This window comes from Phenylobacterium sp. (assembly GCF_030651755.1).
Lineage (GTDB): Bacteria > Pseudomonadota > Alphaproteobacteria > Caulobacterales > Caulobacteraceae > Phenylobacterium.
The window spans coordinates 1-17,716 of the sequence record NZ_JAUSBZ010000048.1 but is presented as its reverse complement, the minus strand read 5'-3'; the positions used below and the strand labels follow the sequence as shown (position 1 = coordinate 17,716).

The window sequence follows — 17,716 nt, the reverse complement described above, 5'->3', positions numbered from 1 at the left end:
CGCCATGAACGAACACATCGTCAAGGCCTACGAAGACGAGCTCAACATGCTCACCGCCGAGTGCGCGCGGATGGGCGGATTGACCGAGGCGGCCGTGGCCGACGCGCTGGAGGCCGTGGTCCGCCGGGACCAGCAGACCGCCGACCTGGTGGTCAGCCGCGACGAACGCCTGGACGTGCTTCAGGCCGATATCGAGCGCAAGGCGATCCGCATGATCGCCCTGCGTCAGCCGCTGGCCAACGATCTGCGCCGCACCGTCGCGGCCATGAAGATCGCCAACAATCTCGAGCGCGTCGGCGACCTGGCCAAGAACATCGCCAAGCGCACCATCGTCATCATCGACTCCGACCCCATGGTGCCCCTGACCCGCTCCATCGAGCGCATGGGCCGGCTGGTGGTCACCCGTCTGAAGGAAGTCCTCGACGCCTATACCGCCTCGGACCTGGAGCGGGCCATGTCGGTCTGGTCGCGGGATGACGAGGTCGATGAGCACTACAACAGCCTGTTCCGGGAGCTGCTGACCTACATGATGGCCGATCCGCGGACCATCACGGCCTGCGCCCACCTGCTGTTCGTGGCCAAGAACCTGGAGCGGATCGGCGATCACGCCACCAACATCGCCGAGATCATCCACTACGAAATCACTGGGGACGAGGCGATAGCGGCCGCCCGGCCCAAGACCGATCCCCTGCAGCGTCCGTAACGGAAGTTCGGCCCATGACCCCCAATATTCTGGTCGCCGAGGATGAAGACTCTCTGGCCACCCTGCTGAACTACAATCTTGAAAAAGAGGGCTACACCGTCGCCGTCGCCGCCGATGGCGAGGAAGCCCTGATGATGGTCGATGAGAAGCTTCCCGACCTGATCCTGCTGGACTGGATGCTGCCGAAGGTCTCCGGGATCGAGGTCTGCCGCCGTCTGCGGGCGCGCTCGGAAACCCGCAACATTCCGATCATCATGCTCACGGCAAGGGGCGAGGAGACCGACCGCATCCGCGGCCTGGACACCGGCGCCGACGACTACATCGTCAAGCCCTTCTCCATGTCCGAGCTGTCGGCTCGCATCCGCGCGGTCCTGCGGCGCCTGCGGCCGGGCCTGGCGGAGGATCGGGTTCGCATCGGCGACCTGGTCATCGACCGGGTCGCCCACCGGGTGAAGCGGGGCGGCCAGGAGATCCATCTGGGTCCCACCGAGTTCCGCCTGCTGGACTATCTGATGCAGCACCCTGGCCGGGTGTTCTCGCGCGAACAGCTCCTCGACGCGGTCTGGGGCTCGGATGTCTATGTGGAGGCCCGCACCGTCGACGTGCATGTGGGCCGCCTGCGCAAGGCCTTGAACCGCGAGGCCGAGATCGATCCCATCCGCACCGTGCGCTCGGCCGGCTATTCCCTCGACGTCGAGGCCTGAGCCCCTCGCTTGACGCCTGAGGTCGGGCGCGGCAAAGCCCGCCCATGAACATCCTCCTCGTCGGTTCCGGCGGGCGCGAGCATGCGCTGGCCTGGAAGATCGCCCAATCGCCCCTGCTCACCCGCCTGGTCATGGCGCCGGGCAACCCTGGCATGGAGGGTCTGGGCGATCTGCGTCCAGTCAAGGCCACCGATGTCCCGGGCCTGGTGGCCCTGGCCCAGGAGATGACTGCGGACCTGGTGGTGATCGGTCCGGAATCGGCGGTGGAGGCGGGTCTCGCCGACGCCCTGGCGGCCGCGGGCATTCCCTGCTTCGGACCGAGCCGCACGGCGGGCCAGCTGGAATCCTCCAAGGCCTTCACCAAGGCCTTCTGCGAGCGCCATGGTCTGCCCACCGGCGCCTATGTGGTCTGCGATGAGGCCGGCGCGGCCAAGGCGGCCCTGGATCGCTTTTCGCCTCCCTATGTGATCAAGGCCGATGGCCTGGCGGCCGGCAAGGGGGTGGTCATCGCGGCCAGCCGGGCCGAGGCCGAGGCCGCCATCGACGACACCCTGGGGGGCCGTTTCGGCGCCGCCGGCGCGCGGGTGGTGATCGAGGAATTCCTCGAAGGCGAGATCGGCTCCCTGTTCGCCCTGTGCGACGGGACCCATTCCCTGGTCTTTGGCCACGCCCAGGACCACAAGCGGGCCTATGACGGCGAACAGGGTCCCAACACCGGGGGCATGGGGACCTATGCGCCGGCCCCCCTGTTCACCGACGACCTGATCGATCGCGTGCGCCGGGAATTGGCCGAACCGACCTTCGCCGCCATCGCCGCCGAGGGCGCGCCCTATCGCGGCGTCCTGTTCGTCGAGTTCATGGCCACCCGCGACGGCCCCCGCCTGGTGGAGTTCAATGTCCGCTTCGGCGACCCGGAGTGCCAGGTGCTGATGCTGCGCCTGGAGAGCGACCTGGTTCCCTATCTGGCCGCCTGCGCCAAGGGCCAGCTCGACAGGCTTCCGGCCCCGGCCTGGCGCGATGAAGCCGCCGTCTGCGTGGTGATGGCCGCGCAAGGCTATCCCGACGCCCCCGTGGCGGGCGCGCCCGTCACCGGCGCCGATCAGGCGTTCGGCGACGGCGTCGTGGTCTTTCATGCCGGTACGGCGAGGGACGCCGACGGAACCCTGCGGGCCGCCGGCGGCCGGGTTCTGAACGTCTGCGCCCTTGGCGCAGACTTCCCCGCCGCCCGTCAGGCGGCCTATGCGGCGGTGGACCAGATTGATATGCCCGGCGGCTTCTATCGCTCCGACATCGGATGGCGCGCGCTGAACCGCTGAACGGAGCCCCCTAGGTTCTAGGGGTCGGTACGCTGGGGCGTCGAACGCCTTGCGGCGCCATGCCGCGCCTCGGTAAGGTGGGTTCAAACAAGCGTAAGACACACGCGCACCCAGACGTGAGTAAAGGGAAACCGCCCATGGCCGCCGACGCCGCAGAACAACAGCGCGAACAGCTGAACACCGGCACCAAGGAGGTCGCTGAATCCCACCGCTTCGACGAGGCCCGCCTTGAGGCCTGGATGCAGGCCAATGTCGAAGGCTTCCAGGGGCCGCTGGAGGTGCGCCAGTTCAAGGGCGGCCAGTCCAACCCGACCTACCAGCTGGTGACGCCCACCAAGAAGTACGTCATGCGCCGCAAGCCGCCGGGCAAGCTGCTGCCCTCGGCGCACGCGGTGGACCGCGAGTACAAGGTCATCAGCGCCCTCTATCCCACCGGCTTCCCGGTGGCGCGGAGCTATGGCCTGTGTACGGACGACGAGGTGATCGGCACCATGTTCTATGTGATGGACATGGTGGAGGGGCGCATCCTCTGGGACCAGCAACTGCCCCAGTACACGCCGGAAGAGCGCCGCCCGATCTATATGGCCAAGCTCAAGACCCTGGCTGACCTTCACAACACCGATCATGAAGCCATCGGCCTGGGCGACTATGGCAAGCCCGGCAACTATATGGGCCGGCAGGTCGACCGCTGGACCAAGCAGTATCGGGCCTCAGAGACGGTCAAGCTCGAAGAGATGGAGCGGCTGATCGAATGGCTGCCCCGCACCGTGCCGCCCCAGGAGCGCACCTCGGTGGTCCACGGGGACTACCGCCTGGACAATATGGTGCTGCATCCCACCGAGCCCCGCGTCATCGCCGTGCTGGACTGGGAGCTGTCGACTCTCGGCGAGCCGCTCGCCGATTTCACCTATCTGTTGATGAACTGGGTCAATGGGGCGATCGCCCAGATCCCCGATCTTGAGGCCCATGGGGTTCCCTCCATCGACGAGTATGTGGCCGAGTATTGCCGCCTGACCGGCCGCGACAGCCTGCCGGACCTCAACTGGTACTTCGCCTACAACATCTTCCGCCTGGCCGGCATCATTCAGGGGATCGTCGGCCGCGTGCGCGACGGCACGGCCAACAGCCCCCAGGCCGCGGCCATGGCGGAGCGGGTTCCGCAGCTGGCCAAGGCTGGCTGGAGCTTCGCCCAGAAGGCCGGCGCCACCGCCTAAGGGGCAGGATTAAAGAGGCTGACCGATCGCCCTGGACAGCAAGGCGTCCAGGGCGGCCTCGTCCTCGAACTGCGCCTGCACTGGCCAGGCGACCACCCGGGTGCGCCATTCGGGCGGCAGACGCGCCCAGTCCTTTTCCGTCGTCACCAGCCCGGCCCCGAAGTCCTCGGCCCGGGCGGCCAGGCGGGCCAGCGTTGCGGCGTCATAGGCGAAGTGGTCCGGCAGCGCGACGAAGTCGGCCAGCTCGCAGCCGGCCGCCTTCAAGGCGCGCTCCACCTTCCAGGGCTTGCCCACGCCGGCGAAGGCCACCTGCGGCCCCGTCGGCGGCGGCGATGAGGCGCTGAGCCGGGCGATCAGCACGGGCGTCTGGTCAAACAGCGCCAGAAGCTCGCGGTCTGGCGCAGCCAGGTCAGCGGGCAGCATCATGACCACCGCATCGGCCCGGGCGAGTCCAGCAGCCAGGGGCTCGCGCATGGGACCGGCGGGAAAGACCGCGCCGTCGCCAAAGGGCCATTCCCCTTCGCGGGTCTCTCCATCCACCACGATCAGCGACAGCCGCTTGGTCAGGCTCGGGTTCTGGTGGCCGTCGTCCATGACAATGGCCCCGGCGCCGGCCAGGGCGGCGGCGCGGGCGCCGGCTGCGCGGTCCCGGGCGATCCAGATGGGCGCCGACTTGGCCATCATCAGCGGCTCGTCGCCCACATCGGCGGCGGTGTGCAGGGCGGGGTCAGCCTGGACGGGGCCCGCCAAACGCCCGCCATAGCCCCGGGACAGGCCGTGCGCCTCGATCCCCCGCGCTCTCAGCCGGGCGAGGATTTCCTGGACCACCGGCGTCTTGCCGGTCCCGCCCATGGTGATGTTGCCCACACAGATCACGGGCGCCCCTGGATCATGGGGAACCGCCCTGGCGATCTTGCCGGCGGTCACCGCCGCCCAGATCCAGGACGCCGGTTTCAGCAGGGCCCGGGTCATGGGCATGGCGGCGCGATCGCGTTCGCGGACGTACCACCAGCGGGGAGTGGAGAGCTTCATGGCGCCGCCTGAGCGGGCAGCAGCGGGGCGAGGCGGGCCATGGCCGTCTCCAGGGCCGCGCCATAGCGCTCGGCATGGGCCTGGGCCGCGGCGCCCATCCGGCGGGCGATGGCGGGATTGTCCAGCAGTCCGGCGATATGACGGGTCAGGGCCTCGCCGTCGGGGGCGCAGAGGGCGGCCACCTCGTCAAACATCGCCTCATAGGTCGATCCGGCGTTGAAGACCGACGGGCCGGTGAGGATGGCCGCCCCCAACCGGGCCGGCTCCAGGGGGTTATGGCCGCCGACGCCAGGGGCGTAGCCGCCGCCCATCACCACGATATCGGCCAGGCGGAAGAACAGGCCAAGCTCGCCCAGGGTGTCGGCCACATAGGCGCTGACCAGCGGCCCAGGCGCCTCGCCGGCGCTGCGCCGGGCGGTGTTGAAGCCTGCGGTCCGCAGGATCTCGGCCACGGCCTCACCGCGCTCCGGGTGCCGGGGCGCAATGATCAGCAGGACGCCGGCTTGGGCGTCGCGCAGGCGGTGGACGGCCTCGGCCACCAGGGCTTCCTCCCCCGGATGGGTGCTGGCGGCCAGCACCACCGGTCGCCCAGCGGTCAGCTGACGCAGGCGCTCCAGTTCGGCCGCATCGCAGGGCAGGGGCGCGCCCACCTGCTTGAGATTCAACTGCGGGCCGGTGGTGGCCCCAAGGCCCTGCAGCCGGGTCTCGGTCTCGGCGTCCTGGGGCAGGATCAGGTCGAAGCTCTGCAAGATGGCCCGGGCCGCGCCGGCCGCCCGCGCCCAGCCATCGGCGCTTTTCTGGGTCATGCGGGCCGACACCAGGGCCAGCCGCACCCCGCGACGGGCGGCGCCGAGGATCAGATTGGGCCACAGCTCGCTCTCCACCAGGATCGCCGTGGTGGGGCGCCAGTGGTCCAGAAAGCCGGCCACCGCCCGGGGGCCGTCCACTGGGGCGTACTGGTGGATGACGCCCGCCGGCAGGCGCCGGGCCAGGAGTTCGGCCGCGGTGCGCGTCCCGGAGGTGACCAGCAGGTTCAGGTCGGGCCGCTGAGCCCGCAGGGCTTCCACCAGGGGGATCAGCGAGACGCTTTCGCCGACGCTCACCCCGTGCAGCCAGACCACCTCGCCCGCCGGGCGGGCGGCCCTTGGCCGGCCCAGGCGCTCGTCCAGCCGTTCGGCGTCCTCCTTGCCCCGTCGGGCGCGGGCGCGCAGCAGGAGAGGCGCCAGGGGCTCGAGAGCCGCCAGCGCCAGGCCATAGACCACAAGGCCCGGGGAACGGGGGACGGGCTTCATACCACCTCGGCGGGAAAGAGGCGGCAAACCGAGGCCTCGCCGGTCTCCACCTGCAAGGTGGCGTGGCCGATGCCGAACCGAGCCTGGAGACCCTCGCAGGCGGCGTGCAGAAAGGCGTCGGACTCGGTGTTGTCGGGCCGGGTGATGTGCGCCGTCAGGGCCGTCTCCGTGGTGCTCAACGCCCAGATATGCAGGTCATGGACGCCCGCGACCCCGGGCTGATCCCCCAGCCAGGTCCGCACCGCCTCCACATCGATCCCCCGGGGCGCGGCGTCGAGGGCGAGGTCGACGGAGTCCCGCAGCAGGCCCCAGGTCCCCACGAGGATGACGGCGACGATGAGCAGGCTGAGCGCGGGATCAAGCCAGTAGAGGCTGGTGAGCGCAATGAGGCCGGCCCCGACCACCACCGCCAGGGAGACCGCCGCATCGGCCGCCATGTGCAGGAAGGCGCCGCGGATGTTCAGGTCGCCCTTGGCGCCGCCGATGAACATCAGGGCTGTGACGGTGTTGATGACCACACCGATGGCCGCCACGATCATCACCGGGGCGGCGGCCACCTCCGACGGTTCGGCGATCCGCCGCAGGGCTTCGGAGACGATGGCCCCCACGGCGACCAGCAGCAGGATGGCGTTGACGAGCGAGGCCAGGATGGTCGCCTTGCGCAGGCCATAGGTGCGTCGGCCGGCCGGCTTGCGCTTGGCCAGCCCCACCGCCCCCCAGGCCAGCAGCAGACTCATCACATCGGACAGATTGTGGCCGGCGTCGGCCAGCAGGGCCAGGGAGCCGAACCAGAGGCCCGCGGCTACCTCGGCGATGACAAAGCCGGTGTTGAGGACGGCGCCAATGGCGAAGGCCCGGCCGAAATCCTTGGGGGCGTGATGGTGGTGGCCCCCCAGGCCGTGGCTGTGGTCGTGGCTGTGACCCTGAGCATGGCCGTGACCGTCGGGATGATCTGGATGATCGTGCGCCATGGGCCTAGGTCCCCGCCGCCCCAACCCGAGGCCCCGCCGGGACCGACCCGACCAGGGCTTCGGCCTGGCGGGTCGCAGCTGACAGGGCCGCCGACCATTGCGCCCCCAGGGCCGCCATCTGAGTCTCATCGGCCTGTTCCGGCGCGAGCAACGGCCCCACCCAGACCACGGCGCCGCGACCAAAGGGCCTGGCCACCATCACCCTGTCCCAGGTGTTCAGGCTCAGGGCCGGCGCCGCGGCGATCCCGGCCAGATAGACCGGAGCCTGGGCTCGCCGGGCGATCTGCAGGGCGCCTGGGGCGATCACCTCATTGGGACCTCGCGGCCCGTCTGGGGTGATGACCAGCACGCCGCCGTCACCGACCAACTTCAGGGACTCCCGAAACCCCGCCACGGCCGCGCGGGCCTTGGCCGCATCCCCCTTTTTGGCCGAAGACATGCGGATGGCGGGAAAGCCGCACCGGGCCAGGGCTTGGGCCAGGAACTCGCCGTCTGACGAAGGCGAGATCAGGACCCGACGCTCGGGCCTGCGCCGCAGGTGTGGGGCGAGCGAAAGGCTGACCGGGATCCGGCCGTGCCACAACAGAACCAGGGCTCCTCCCTCGCCGGCCAGCATGGGCTCGACCGACTGAAGGTTCACATGACGCCAACGGACCGTTCGCAGGATCAGCCGCAGATAGCCCGCCACCATCCATCCCAGGACCGCCTGCACGCGGGGCCGCCGCAGCAGACCCTTCACGCCGCGCTCTCCGTCTCCAGGTCCTGGCTCTTGGCCAGGCGGGCATAGAGACCCTGGGCCTTGACCAGGCTGGCATGGTCGCCGGTCTCCACCACCTGGCCCTTGTCGATCACATAGATGCGGTCGGCGCCGCGGACCGTCGACAGGCGATGGGCGATCAGCATGGTGGTCCGCCCGGCCATCAGCCGGGTCAGGGCCGCCTGAACCTGGGCCTCGCTCTCGGTGTCCAGCGCGCTGGTGGCTTCGTCCAGCAGCAGGATGGGGGCGTCCTTCAGAAAGGCCCGGGCGATGGCGATCCGCTGGCGCTGGCCGCCGGACAGCCGCGCGCCGGCTTCCCCCACCAGGGTGGCGTAGCCGTCCGGCAGGGCGGAGATGAAGTCGTGGGCCGCGGCCGCCTGGGCGGCGGCCTCAATCTCGGCCTGGCTGGCCTCCGGCCTCGCATAGGCGATGTTGGCGCGAATGGTGTCGTCGAACAGGAAGGGCTCCTGAGTCACCAGGGCGATCTGGTCGCGCAGGGAGGCCAGACCCAGGTCCCGCACGTCGGCGCCGTCGATGGTCACCTGGCCCGCGGTCACGTCGTAAAAACGGGGGATCAGGTTCAGTATGGTGCTCTTGCCGCCGCCCGATGGGCCGACCAGCGCGATGGTCTCTCCGCGATGGGCGCTTAAGGTCACCCCAGTCAGGGCCGGCGCGCCCTCGCCATAGGCGAAGCTGACGTTCTCGAACGCGATGGCGCCGTCGCTGCGGGGCAAGCTCCTGGCCTCGGCCGGCTCGCGAATCAGCGGCTCCACATCAAGGGCTTCGAACAGCCGCCGGGCGCCGGCCAGACCCTCGGCGAACACGGTCTGCAGATTGGCCAGTTGCCGCAGGGACTGGGACGCCATGCCGAGCGCGCCGATGAAGGCCACGAAGGCCCCGACATTCATCGCCCCGGCCGCCGCCCGCCAGCCGGCATAGGCCATGACGCCGGCCACGATCAGGGTCATCAGGGTCTCGGTGGCTGGCGCGGCGGCGGCCCGGGCGTTGGCGCCCTTGACCAGATGGGCCTGGCGCCGGGCCACCACCTCGGCGACCCGGGCCTCCTCGAAGGCCTCGCGGTTCTCAATCTTCACCACCCGAACCCCGTCCAGGCTCTCCATGATGGCGGTCGACAGCGCCGAGGTCTCGGCCATGGCGCCCTTGGCGGCCTTGGTGGTCTTCTTGGAGAACCGCCGCATGATCCCCGTCGCCAGGGGCGCGGCCAGCAGGATGGCGAGCGTCAGGATCGGATCGTTGGACAGCATGACCAGCACCGCGCCGATCACGGTCAGGAAGTGCTGGGTGTAGTTGACGAGGCCCGACGTCGCCGCCTCGCGGATCAGGCCGGCGTCATAGAGCACCGAGGAGACATAGGCGCCCGAATGCTGGCCCCGCAGGCGGGCGAGGTCGGCCCGCACCAGCTTGCCGAACAGCTGCACCTGCACATCGCCCACCACCCCATTGCCGATCCGGTTGACCAGGGAGGCCTGGGTCACCTGGGCGACGCCCCGCAGGATGGCGTAGCCGGCGATGGCCAGCGGAATGGCCCAGATGGCGCCGGGCTTCTGCACCACCAGCAGGTCGTTGATCGCAGGCTCCAGGATCTGCACCAGCTTGGCGCTGGAGAAGGCGACGATCACCGCGGCCACCAGCGCCAGGGCGAAGCCCTTCCAGCGCGGCTTCAGATAGACCTGCGCGATGCGGCCGATCAGGACGCGGGCGGGCGTCTGGACAGGCGTCTTGGGCGCCTCCGGTGTGGCCGTGGAACTCATGGCCCTGGCGTCGTCCGTCACGGCGCGCAAGTCAAGTAAGGGGCTCGGGCTCGAGGCTTCCGTTCGCCGCCCCGAACGCCTAGTTATGCAGCAAATCTGGGAGCGCCCCTTGGCCCAATTCGATCTCACGACGCCGGAAGGCCGCAAGCGCGCCCTGCGGGACTATATGTGGAACGACCACGCCTTCCTGCGCCTGCGCTTCCAGAACGCCCACTGGATCAGCGACGAACTGGTGCGCACCAACCAGCCCTCGCCCGAGCAGCTGGCCGGGTGGAAGGCCCGGGGGATCAAGACCATCATCAACCTGCGCGGCGGTTTCGACGGCAGCTTCTATGTGCTGGAGAAGGAGGCCTGCGCGCAGCTGGGCCTGACCCTGGTGGACTTCACCATCACCTCGCGCGAGGTGCCGAGCCGCGCCCGCGTCCTGGGCGCCCGGGACCTGTTCCAGTCGATCGAATATCCCGCCCTGATGCATTGCAAGTCCGGCGCGGACCGGGCCGGCATCATGAGCGTCTTCTACATGCACTTCCGCAAGGGCAAGCCGATCGCCGAGGCCCTCGACCAGCTGCACCTGCGCTACCTGCACATGAAGGCCGGCAAGACCGGCGTGCTGGACTATGTGTTCGAGCGCTACCTGGCCGAGGGCGAGCCCGCCGGCCTGTCCTTCGTCGAATGGGTCGAAAGCCCCGCCTACCAGCCCGACGCTATGAAGGCCGACTTCCGCGCCAAGTGGTGGGGGACGCTGTTCACCGAGCGCCTGCTGAAGCGGGAGTAGGGGCGGGGCGGCCCTCTACCGCACCGTTTCCTTCTCCTTCGGCGCCGACACCTTCTGGGGCCTGGCCTGGGCCTTGGGTTTGGGGAGCAGGCGGAAGCGGGACTGGCACCAGGCGAAGTCGATGCCGACATCGATCAGCGCGTCGGAACGGCCGCAGGGGCAGACGAAGTCCATCACCGCCCAGACGCGATAGGTCTCGCCGGCCTGCAGGGGCACGGGGCGTCCCGTGGCGTGATTGGGCGCCGCATTGACGCACAGAACCAGATCGCCAGGGCCGACCGCGTCGCTCATCGCATCCATCCAATTCGTCGGCGACAGTCTAAACCCTCCGCCGTCTGGAGACAAAGACCGTCTCCGGCCCACATTGACAAAGTTTGCCAATTTACCGAGGCTCCCGCCTGGAGGTGCGCCATGGCGACGATGAACGTCTCGCTGCCCGATGCGATGAAGGACTGGGTCGAGGGGCGGGCTGCGACCGGCCGCTACAGCAACGCCAGCGACTATGTCCGCGACCTGATCCGCCGCGACCAGGAGCGGGCCGACAAACGGGCTGCGCTCCAGCAACTGATCCAGGAAGGGGAAGAGAGCGGCGCCAGCGACCTGTCCGCCGCCGATATCCTCGACAGGGCGCGGGGGCGCCTGGGCGGGCGTGGCCTATAGGTTCAGCCGCAAGTCGGCTGAGGACCTCGAAAACCTCTATCTCCACGGGGCTGCGGCCTTTGGCGTCGCCCAGGCGGAGCTCTATGTCGCCGGCCTGGTCGAGGCGCTGGAGTTTCTCTCGCACTTCCCGATGGCGGCGTGCGCCCGTCCAGAACTTGGCCCGGCCACCCGCGGGCATCCCTATAGGTCGCACATCATCTTCTACCGCCCCGACGGCGCAAACATCTTCATCCAGCGCATCCGACACGGCGGCGAGGACTGGCAAACGATTGACGCCTGAGGCCGCCCGAACCTAGCCCTGCCGCGCCGCCGCCGAGATCGGGTCGGGCAGGCCGAGGATGCGTTTGGCGATGATGTTGTACTGCACCTCCTGGGAGCCCCCGGCGATGGTTCCGGCCTTGGAGCTGCCAAGCGTGCGGGTCGCCGCCAGTTCGTCGTCGGAAAAGGGGTCGCCGCTCCAGCCCAGGCCCTGCCAGCCCATGATCTCGACGGTCAGCTCAGCCCCGTCCCGGCGCAGGAAGGAGCCGGCGTTCTTCATGATCGAGGTGGCCGCGCTCGGCCCGCGATTGGACCGGGCCTCCAGGGCCGCACGCTCGGCGGTCTGCTGGAAGGCCTTCAGGTCCATCTCATAGTTGATGATCCGCTGGCGCAGGTCGAGGTCGGCGATGCGGCCGGCCTCGTCGGCGCCCAGATAGGCCTTGGCCAACTGGGGCAGGGGGACCTTGACCTGGGCGCGCTGGGCGCCAGCGGCGCCAGCCAGACCGCTGCGCTCATGCTGCAGCAGGCGCTTGGCGATGGTCCAGCCCCCGTTCAGCGGGCCGACCAGGTTCTCTTTGGGGACCTTCACATCGGTGAAGAAGGTCTCGCAGAAGGGGGAATTGCCGGCGATCAGCAGGATGGGGCGGGCCTCGACGCCGGGGCTCTTCATGTCGATCAGCAGGAAGGAGATGCCCTCGTGCTTCTTGCTCGTATCGGTGCGGACCAGACAGAAGCACCAGTCGGCCAGGTGGGCGCCGGAGGTCCAGATCTTCTGGCCGTTGACCAGCCAGTGGTCGCCCCTGTCCTGCGCCCTTGTCGACAGCGAGGCGAGGTCGGAGCCTGCGCCCGGCTCTGAGAACCCCTGGCACCAGCGCAGTTCGCCCCGGGCGATGGGCGGCAGGTGGCGGGCCTTCTGGTCCTCGTTTCCGTATTCCAGCAGGGTGGGGCCAAACATCATCACCCCCATGCCGCCGATGGGGTTCTGGGCGCCGATGGCCGTCATCTCCTCGGCCAGCACCCGGGCCTGCGCCGGAGAAAGCTCGCCGCCCCCATAGCGGGCCGGCCAGGTGGGCACGCCCCATCCCTTTTCGCCCATCCGGGTCTTCCACAGGCGGGCGTCGTCGGTCTCCGCCCCCTCCTCGACGCCGGGGCCAGGGGCCGGGCGGTGGGCGAGGGCGGCGGGGAAGTTCTCGACCAGCCAGGACCTGGCGGTCTGGCGAAAGCCGTCGAGGTCGGCGGACCGTTCGGTCATGGGGTCGGTCATGGGTCGCTCCCGGCCGCCTTGGGCGGCTCTGTTCTGATTGGGCGGCAGGGACGGCCGCCGGGCTCTGGCGGCCGCGAAGTCCTCCGTGTCTGATCGGCGACAATTGGCGCCGTGACCCTCTGGCGGGGCCGTGTCAGGATAACCGTGTCATGCCGCCGCCACCAGTCCGTGGGGGCGCGCGGCGGAAGACAAAAATGAGCTCGGCGCCAATGACCGGGTCAGGGAAGGAAACGAAGATGCGCGTCGCACAACAGGCGGCAGGCGACGGCACGACTCTGGTCGGGCCGCTCCGCACGCCGCGCAATACGGCCAGCGAGATCAAGGGCTCCATCCACGAAGACGCCACCGCCAGCAAGCTGGGCTTTCGCGGCGGCACGGTGGCCGGCTCCATCCACATGGACCAGTTCGTGCCCCTGCTGGTCGACCTCTATGGGCAGGCCTGGTTCGAAGGCGGCAATCTCTCCCTGTTGTTCAAACAGCCCACCGTGGACGGCGAGGCGGTGAGCGCCCAGGCCACCCCGGGCGCCGAGCGGGCCCGCCTGCAGATGTATGACCAGGCCATGGCCCTGATCTGCCAGGGCAGCGCCGCCGATCACGCCGATGCGGGTTCGGAGCTGTCGCGCCATCTTCTGACCCAGGAGACCGCACCGCGCAGCGCCATCCGCATCCTGGCCGACGTGCATGTGGGCGACGAGGCCCATGGCCTTGCGCTGCGCATCTCGCCTGAGGCCCTGACGCAGCGGCTGGAGACCATCACCGAGCCCCTTGAATGCTATCAGGACGGTGTCCTGCCGCCCTCGATGGTGGTGCATCTGGCCCATGGCGCCCGATCGGCCGTCGTCGGCTCCGCGGGCGCGGCCGTCGGCCTGTTCGGGGCGCTGGAAATTCAGTTTCTGGAAGGTCCCCTGCGGGCCGGCGTCGACTATGTGGGCCGCACCCGGGTCCACGCCCTGACCGAAAGTCCGCGAACGGAGAATGTCTGGTACGACGTGCTGATCGCCGATCCCAGGACCGGCAGGGATCAGGCCCGGGTGACCTTCTGCCTGCGTTTCATGAAGGACTCCTCGCCCCTCTGGGCTAGAGCCTGATGCGATCAGACGGAATCGTCTGATCGTTGAATCAGGCTCTAAACTCTAAGTCTGGAGCGCGTTTCGTTCCGACAACCGGTTCCCACTTATCGGAACGCGCTCTAAGGGCGCCTGACCCCTCAGCGCCGCCGGATCGAGGCGAAATATTCCCGGTCGAACAGCCGGTAATAGAGCCAGGCCGGGAGGCGATCATAATAGGGCTGCACGTCGGCGATGATCCTGGCCTGGGAGGCGTGGACGTCCAGCAGGGCGCGCTTGGTCTGCGCCTCATGCGCAATGTTCACCGCCAGGTCCGGCGGCGGCAGGCCCTTGTCCGGGTCGGCGGGATAGTGGGTGCGGAAGGCCTCCACCAGCCGGCGGGCCAGCCGCACCAGGGCGCCGGGCAGGGTCACCTGATAGAGCAGGCGCGGCCAGGGGCTGTCCTTGGGCGCGGCCTCGAACAGCTCGCGCACCCAGACCCCGGTGCGGATGTGGTCGGGATGGCCATAGAAGCCGACCTTCTCGTCAAAGCTGATCAGGACCTGGGGGCGATAGCGGCCGATGGCGGCGGCGATGGCGGCCTTGGGTCCCGCGGGGTCGAGTCCGCTGAGCCCCCCGTCGGGGAAGTCCAGCACCTCCACGGCTTCGGCGCCCAGCAGGCGCCCGGCGGCCTTGGCCTCGGCCAGCCGCACCTTGGCCAGTTCCTCGAGGTCATAGCCCGTGCCTTGGGCGGCTTCCCCGTGGGTGAGATAGAGCAGGATGATCCGCGCCCCGGCCTTGGCCATGCGGGCCAGGGTCCCGGCGCAGGTGATCTCGTCGTCCGGATGGGCCCAGATGGCCAGGACCGTCACCTCGGCGCCGACCCCGGGCAGGATCTGCGCCCGGGGCACAGACTCATCGTTCAGCTGACCTCGGGCGAGCAGAAAGCCCCCGAGCAGGGCGGTGGGCAGACCGACGGCGGCGACAGCCCCCCAGGGGATTTGCCGTCTATCCGCCATAGCGCGCCTCCGCAGGTTTGCCGCCGTCGCCCCGGGCCGCGGCGCTCGCCCATTCCAGATCCGCCAGATAGGTATCGGCGACGGACTTGTGAACCGGCGACAGCATCAGATGCAGGCCCGCCGGCTCGGTCACGGCGCTGGTCACCCAGCCGCGCCCATAGAGATGCTTGAGCACCGCGAACGGATTCACATCCTCCCGGGTGAAGGCGACAATGCCCAGCATCGGGTCCCCCAGCAGGCGCCAGCCCTGGGCCTGCGCCCCCTCGCCGATGGCCTGACGGGCCTCGGTGACCTCGCGGTGCTTGGCCTTGTAGCCCTCGACGCCCAGCACATTCATCACCGCCCAGGCCGCGGCGATGGCGCCGCCGGGCCTTGTGCCGGCCAGGGTGGGGGTGACCATCTTGCCCGCCGGCCAGTCGCCGACCTCGAAGATCATGTGGGCCCGCAGCTCCTCGCTGCGGAAGAAGACGGTGGACGCCCCCTTGGCGCAATAGCCGTACTTGTGCAGGTCGGCCGAGATGGACGACACGCCCGGCACCTCGAAGTCGAAGGGCGGAATGGCCGCCCCGTTCATCCGCACGAAGGGGGCGATATAGCCGCCGACACAGGCGTCCACATGCAGCCAGACACCGCGCCGCTCGGCCAGCGCCCCAAGCGCCTCGATGGGATCGATCAGGCCATAGGGGAAACAGGGCGCCGAGCCGACGATCATGATCGTCTGGCCATCGATCGCCGCCTCCATGGCCACAGGATCGGCCAGCAGGTCCTTCAGCGGCGTGCGCCGCACCTCGATCTCCATCACCGCGCAGGCCTTGTCGAAGGCCGGGTGGGCCGAGCGGGGCAGGACGAGGTTCAGCTGGCCGGTCAGGCCGCGCACCTTGCGGGCATGGTCCCGGGCGGCCTTCACCGCCATCAGGATGGAGTCGGTGCCGCCGCTGGTCATGTTGCCGACGCATCCCCCATCGCCGTGCAGAAGGGCGAGGCCAAAGCCCACCACCTCGGCCTCCATCTGTTTCAGGCTCGGAAAGGCGGCCGGTCCCAGCCCGTTCTCCGACGCGAACTTTGCGTAAGCCTCTTTCTGCACCTGTTCGATCTCAGGGCCGGCGTTGAACACATAGACGGCCGCCTTGCCCTCCCGCCACTTCACATCGCCCTGGCCCATCTGGTCCATGCGTGCGGAAACCTCGGCCCAGGGCGCGCCCTTGGTCGGCAGCGCCGTCGTCGGCAGATTCGTCATCGGGTTCGCCCTCCCCGGGGCAGGTCGGCCGCTTTGCGGCTCTGATCCTTGTGGCTGCTCAAGGTGGCACAACCGAGGGGGTTCGCAAGAGCCTCGAGGCTTGACCTTCATCGCGGCGGAGGCCAAGCCCTCAGCCTCGACGGGAGGGGGAAACCATGTCGCAAGGGATCGGGGCGCTGAGCGCGCCCTCCAACCGCCGCGTGCTGGGCGCAAGCCTGGTGGGCACGGCGGTGGAGTTCTACGACTTCTACATCTACGCCACGGCCGCGGCCCTGGTGTTCGGGCCGCTGTTCTTCCCGGCGGCCTCCCCCTCGGCCCAGCTGCTCTCCGCCTACGCCACCTTCGCCATCGCCTTCTTCGCCCGGCCCGTGGGCGCGGCGCTGTTTGGCCACTATGGCGACCGGATCGGCCGCAAATCGACCCTGGTCGCCTCCCTGATGCTGATGGGCGTCTCGACCTTCGCCATCGCCTTCCTGCCGACCTACGCCATGGCGGGCTGGATCGCGCCCGCCCTGCTGTGCCTGCTGCGTTTTGGCCAGGGCCTGGGCCTGGGCGGCGAGTGGGGCGGCGCCGCCCTGCTGGCGGTGGAAAACGCGCCGCCCGGCTGGAAGGCGCGCTTTGGCATGTTCCCGCAGCTCGGCGCGCCGGTGGGCTTCATCGCCGCCAACGGCCTGTTCCTCATTCTGGGCCTGCTGCTGACGCCGGAGCAGTTCATCGCCTGGGGCTGGCGGATCCCCTTCCTGCTCAGCGCGGTGCTGGTCGGCGTCGGCCTCTGGGTCCGCCTGAAGCTCACCGAGACCCCGGCCTTCTCCAAGGCCCTGGAGGAAGCCCCGCCCCCCAAGACCCCCCTGTTCGAGCTCCTGGCCCGCCACCCCCTGGAGACGCTCGGCGGCACCTTCGCCGTGGTGGCCTGCTTCGCCACCTACTACCTCTCCACCTCGTTCGCCCTGGGCTACGGCGTCACCACGCTCGGCTATTCGCGGGAAGCCTTCCTGGCCATCCAGCTGGGCGCCATCCTGTTCATGGCCGTGGGCATCGTCATCGCCGGCTACTGGTCGGACGCCACCACGCCGCGGGGCGTGCTCATGTGGGGCTGCGGCATGGTGATCGTCGCGGGCCTCCTGCTGGCGCCGATGCTGGGCTCGGGCTCGCTGCTGCTGGTGTTCGGCTTCCTGTCGCTCAGCCTGTTCTGCATGGGCTTCGTCTATGGGCCGCTCGGCGCCTTCCTGCCGGGCCTGTTCCCGGCCCGGGTCCGCTACACCGGCGCCTCGGTGGCCTTCAATGTCGGCGGCATCCTGGGCGGCGGCCTCGCCCCCCTGGTCGCCCAGCTCCTGGCCGACTGGGGCGGCCTGGTCCCGGTCGGCTTCTATCTCGGCGCCGCAGCCCTGGTCAGCCTCGTGGCGCTCGCGCCCCTGCGGCGGACGGTGGAGGATTAGGCTGACGGTCTAAAGGGATTAATTCGCGCTTTGAGGGGACCCACAGGGGAAAGATGGTCGCGTAGGACTTAGTCTCGCCTTTTCTGGCGCGACATCGCCTTAGCCTCAGCAGCAATCTTGCGAAGCTCATCTTCGCCGCTGTCCTCTGCCTCCAGACGCTTTCGCGCCTTAAACTTTCGGAGTTCCTGCGACGCCCATGCGTCCGCCTGCTCACGAGTGACCTTACTGGCTGCCCCGAAGGGCTTCACGGGCCTTCCGTC

Annotated in this window: 19 protein-coding genes; 9 read left to right on the top strand and 10 right to left on the bottom strand. The window is 69.3% G+C overall.

Annotated elements, in window-relative coordinates; genetic code table 11:
- Window positions 1–4: 4 nt before the first annotated feature.
- The 4 genes from phoU to Q7V15_RS04565 all read left to right on the top strand — a co-directional run bounded on the left by phoU (window position 5) and on the right by Q7V15_RS04565 (window position 3,937).
- The gene (phoU, locus tag Q7V15_RS04580; RefSeq protein WP_304754140.1) at window positions 5–703 is read left to right on the top strand and encodes a phosphate signaling complex protein PhoU; all 699 of its coding nucleotides are present in this window, start codon (window positions 5–7) and stop codon (window positions 701–703) included.
- Window positions 704–717: 14 nt separating this feature from the next.
- Window positions 718–1,407, top strand: a complete 690-nt coding sequence (phoB, locus tag Q7V15_RS04575; RefSeq protein WP_304754138.1) for a phosphate regulon transcriptional regulator PhoB — start codon at window positions 718–720, stop codon at window positions 1,405–1,407.
- Window positions 1,408–1,451: 44 nt separating this feature from the next.
- Window positions 1,452–2,723, top strand: a complete 1,272-nt coding sequence (gene purD / locus Q7V15_RS04570; RefSeq protein WP_304754136.1) for a phosphoribosylamine--glycine ligase — start codon at window positions 1,452–1,454, stop codon at window positions 2,721–2,723.
- 137 nt (window positions 2,724–2,860) lie between these two features.
- On the top strand, window positions 2,861–3,937 hold the full coding sequence (locus Q7V15_RS04565) for a phosphotransferase (protein WP_304754134.1): 1,077 nt from the start codon (window positions 2,861–2,863) through the stop codon (window positions 3,935–3,937).
- A gap of 9 nt (window positions 3,938–3,946) precedes the next feature.
- Here the strand turns inward: Q7V15_RS04565 and lpxK are convergent, their stop codons facing one another.
- From lpxK to Q7V15_RS04540, 5 genes are read right to left on the bottom strand one after another with little or no spacing between them, the layout of a single operon-like run.
- Window positions 3,947–4,969: a tetraacyldisaccharide 4'-kinase gene (gene lpxK, locus Q7V15_RS04560; protein WP_304754133.1), complete on the bottom strand. Its 1,023-nt coding sequence runs from the start codon at window positions 4,967–4,969 to the stop codon at window positions 3,947–3,949.
- Window positions 4,966–6,261 (bottom strand): 3-deoxy-D-manno-octulosonic acid transferase, encoded by a 1,296-nt coding sequence (locus Q7V15_RS04555; protein WP_304754131.1) that lies wholly within the window; start codon window positions 6,259–6,261, stop codon window positions 4,966–4,968. The genes lpxK and Q7V15_RS04555 overlap by 4 nt, the downstream gene beginning before the upstream one ends.
- Window positions 6,258–7,232, bottom strand: coding sequence for a cation diffusion facilitator family transporter (locus Q7V15_RS04550; protein ID WP_304754130.1), 975 nt, complete (start codon window positions 7,230–7,232; stop codon window positions 6,258–6,260). The genes Q7V15_RS04555 and Q7V15_RS04550 overlap by 4 nt, the downstream gene beginning before the upstream one ends.
- A 4-nt stretch (window positions 7,233–7,236) precedes the next feature.
- The gene (locus tag Q7V15_RS04545) at window positions 7,237–7,971 is read right to left on the bottom strand and encodes a lysophospholipid acyltransferase family protein (protein ID WP_304754129.1); all 735 of its coding nucleotides are present in this window, start codon (window positions 7,969–7,971) and stop codon (window positions 7,237–7,239) included.
- A complete protein-coding gene (locus tag Q7V15_RS04540) occupies window positions 7,968–9,761 on the bottom strand; it encodes an ABC transporter ATP-binding protein (RefSeq protein WP_304754127.1) in 1,794 nt (597 codons plus the stop codon). Before Q7V15_RS04540 ends, Q7V15_RS04545 begins: the two co-directional genes overlap by 4 nt.
- Before the next feature lie 109 nt (window positions 9,762–9,870).
- Between Q7V15_RS04540 and Q7V15_RS04535 the strand changes: the two genes are divergently transcribed.
- Window positions 9,871–10,536, top strand: coding sequence for a protein tyrosine phosphatase (locus Q7V15_RS04535; protein ID WP_304754125.1), 666 nt, complete (start codon window positions 9,871–9,873; stop codon window positions 10,534–10,536).
- 15 nt (window positions 10,537–10,551) lie between these two features.
- Here the strand turns inward: Q7V15_RS04535 and Q7V15_RS04530 are convergent, their stop codons facing one another.
- Window positions 10,552–10,827 (bottom strand): hypothetical protein, encoded by a 276-nt coding sequence (locus Q7V15_RS04530; RefSeq protein ID WP_304754124.1) that lies wholly within the window; start codon window positions 10,825–10,827, stop codon window positions 10,552–10,554.
- Window positions 10,828–10,947: 120 nt separating this feature from the next.
- Between Q7V15_RS04530 and Q7V15_RS04525 the strand changes: the two genes are divergently transcribed.
- Both Q7V15_RS04525 and Q7V15_RS04520 read left to right on the top strand, forming a co-directional pair.
- Window positions 10,948–11,196, top strand: coding sequence for a type II toxin-antitoxin system ParD family antitoxin (locus Q7V15_RS04525; protein WP_370689767.1), 249 nt, complete (start codon window positions 10,948–10,950; stop codon window positions 11,194–11,196).
- The gene (locus Q7V15_RS04520; protein WP_304754122.1) at window positions 11,186–11,476 is read left to right on the top strand and encodes a type II toxin-antitoxin system RelE/ParE family toxin; all 291 of its coding nucleotides are present in this window, start codon (window positions 11,186–11,188) and stop codon (window positions 11,474–11,476) included. Before Q7V15_RS04525 ends, Q7V15_RS04520 begins: the two co-directional genes overlap by 11 nt.
- 12 nt (window positions 11,477–11,488) lie before the next feature.
- Here Q7V15_RS04520 and Q7V15_RS04515 read toward each other — a convergent pair whose 3' ends face one another.
- A complete protein-coding gene (locus Q7V15_RS04515; protein WP_304754121.1) occupies window positions 11,489–12,718 on the bottom strand; it encodes an acyl-CoA dehydrogenase family protein in 1,230 nt (409 codons plus the stop codon).
- 236 nt (window positions 12,719–12,954) lie between these two features.
- Between Q7V15_RS04515 and Q7V15_RS04510 the strand changes: the two genes are divergently transcribed.
- Window positions 12,955–13,806 (top strand): hypothetical protein, encoded by an 852-nt coding sequence (locus Q7V15_RS04510; RefSeq protein WP_304754119.1) that lies wholly within the window; start codon window positions 12,955–12,957, stop codon window positions 13,804–13,806.
- A 119-nt stretch (window positions 13,807–13,925) separates the two neighbouring features.
- On the opposite strand, the gene Q7V15_RS04505 is transcribed toward Q7V15_RS04510, so the two are convergent.
- Window positions 13,926–14,783 carry a PIG-L deacetylase family protein gene (locus Q7V15_RS04505; protein ID WP_304754118.1) on the bottom strand — a complete coding sequence of 286 codons (858 nt, stop codon included), beginning with the start codon at window positions 14,781–14,783 and terminating at the stop codon, window positions 13,926–13,928.
- Entirely contained in the window at window positions 14,773–16,020 is a 1,248-nt protein-coding gene (locus Q7V15_RS04500) for an aspartate aminotransferase family protein (RefSeq protein WP_304754116.1), read from the bottom strand. The genes Q7V15_RS04505 and Q7V15_RS04500 overlap by 11 nt, the downstream gene beginning before the upstream one ends.
- Before the next feature lie 155 nt (window positions 16,021–16,175).
- Between Q7V15_RS04500 and Q7V15_RS04495 the strand changes: the two genes are divergently transcribed.
- The gene (locus Q7V15_RS04495; protein WP_304754114.1) at window positions 16,176–17,456 is read left to right on the top strand and encodes an MFS transporter; all 1,281 of its coding nucleotides are present in this window, start codon (window positions 16,176–16,178) and stop codon (window positions 17,454–17,456) included.
- A 68-nt stretch (window positions 17,457–17,524) separates the two neighbouring features.
- Here the strand turns inward: Q7V15_RS04495 and Q7V15_RS04490 are convergent.
- Window positions 17,525–17,716: hypothetical protein (locus tag Q7V15_RS04490; RefSeq protein WP_304754112.1), on the bottom strand; the 192-nt coding region annotated here is incomplete at its 5' end.

What these genes read in the sequence shown, in the direction of transcription:
- phoU (WP_304754140.1), top strand. Translation starts at nt 5, where the DNA reads ATGAACGAACACATCGTCAAGGCCTACGAAGACGAGCTCAACATGCTC.
- phoB (WP_304754138.1), top strand. Translation starts at nt 718, where the DNA reads ATGACCCCCAATATTCTGGTCGCCGAGGATGAAGACTCTCTGGCCACC.
- purD (WP_304754136.1), top strand. Translation starts at nt 1,452, where the DNA reads ATGAACATCCTCCTCGTCGGTTCCGGCGGGCGCGAGCATGCGCTGGCC.
- Q7V15_RS04565 (WP_304754134.1), top strand. Translation starts at nt 2,861, where the DNA reads ATGGCCGCCGACGCCGCAGAACAACAGCGCGAACAGCTGAACACCGGC.
- lpxK (WP_304754133.1), bottom strand. Translation starts at nt 4,969, where the DNA reads ATGAAGCTCTCCACTCCCCGCTGGTGGTACGTCCGCGAACGCGATCGC.
- Q7V15_RS04555 (WP_304754131.1), bottom strand. Translation starts at nt 6,261, where the DNA reads ATGAAGCCCGTCCCCCGTTCCCCGGGCCTTGTGGTCTATGGCCTGGCG.
- Q7V15_RS04550 (WP_304754130.1), bottom strand. Translation starts at nt 7,232, where the DNA reads ATGGCGCACGATCATCCAGATCATCCCGACGGTCACGGCCATGCTCAG.
- Q7V15_RS04540 (WP_304754127.1), bottom strand. Translation starts at nt 9,761, where the DNA reads ATGAGTTCCACGGCCACACCGGAGGCGCCCAAGACGCCTGTCCAGACG.
- Q7V15_RS04530 (WP_304754124.1), bottom strand. Translation starts at nt 10,827, where the DNA reads ATGAGCGACGCGGTCGGCCCTGGCGATCTGGTTCTGTGCGTCAATGCG.
- Q7V15_RS04525 (WP_370689767.1), top strand. Translation starts at nt 10,948, where the DNA reads ATGGCGACGATGAACGTCTCGCTGCCCGATGCGATGAAGGACTGGGTC.
- Q7V15_RS04515 (WP_304754121.1), bottom strand. Translation starts at nt 12,718, where the DNA reads ATGACCGACCCCATGACCGAACGGTCCGCCGACCTCGACGGCTTTCGC.
- Q7V15_RS04510 (WP_304754119.1), top strand. Translation starts at nt 12,955, where the DNA reads ATGCGCGTCGCACAACAGGCGGCAGGCGACGGCACGACTCTGGTCGGG.
- Q7V15_RS04505 (WP_304754118.1), bottom strand. Translation starts at nt 14,783, where the DNA reads ATGGCGGATAGACGGCAAATCCCCTGGGGGGCTGTCGCCGCCGTCGGT.
- Q7V15_RS04500 (WP_304754116.1), bottom strand. Translation starts at nt 16,020, where the DNA reads ATGACGAATCTGCCGACGACGGCGCTGCCGACCAAGGGCGCGCCCTGG.
- Q7V15_RS04495 (WP_304754114.1), top strand. Translation starts at nt 16,176, where the DNA reads ATGTCGCAAGGGATCGGGGCGCTGAGCGCGCCCTCCAACCGCCGCGTG.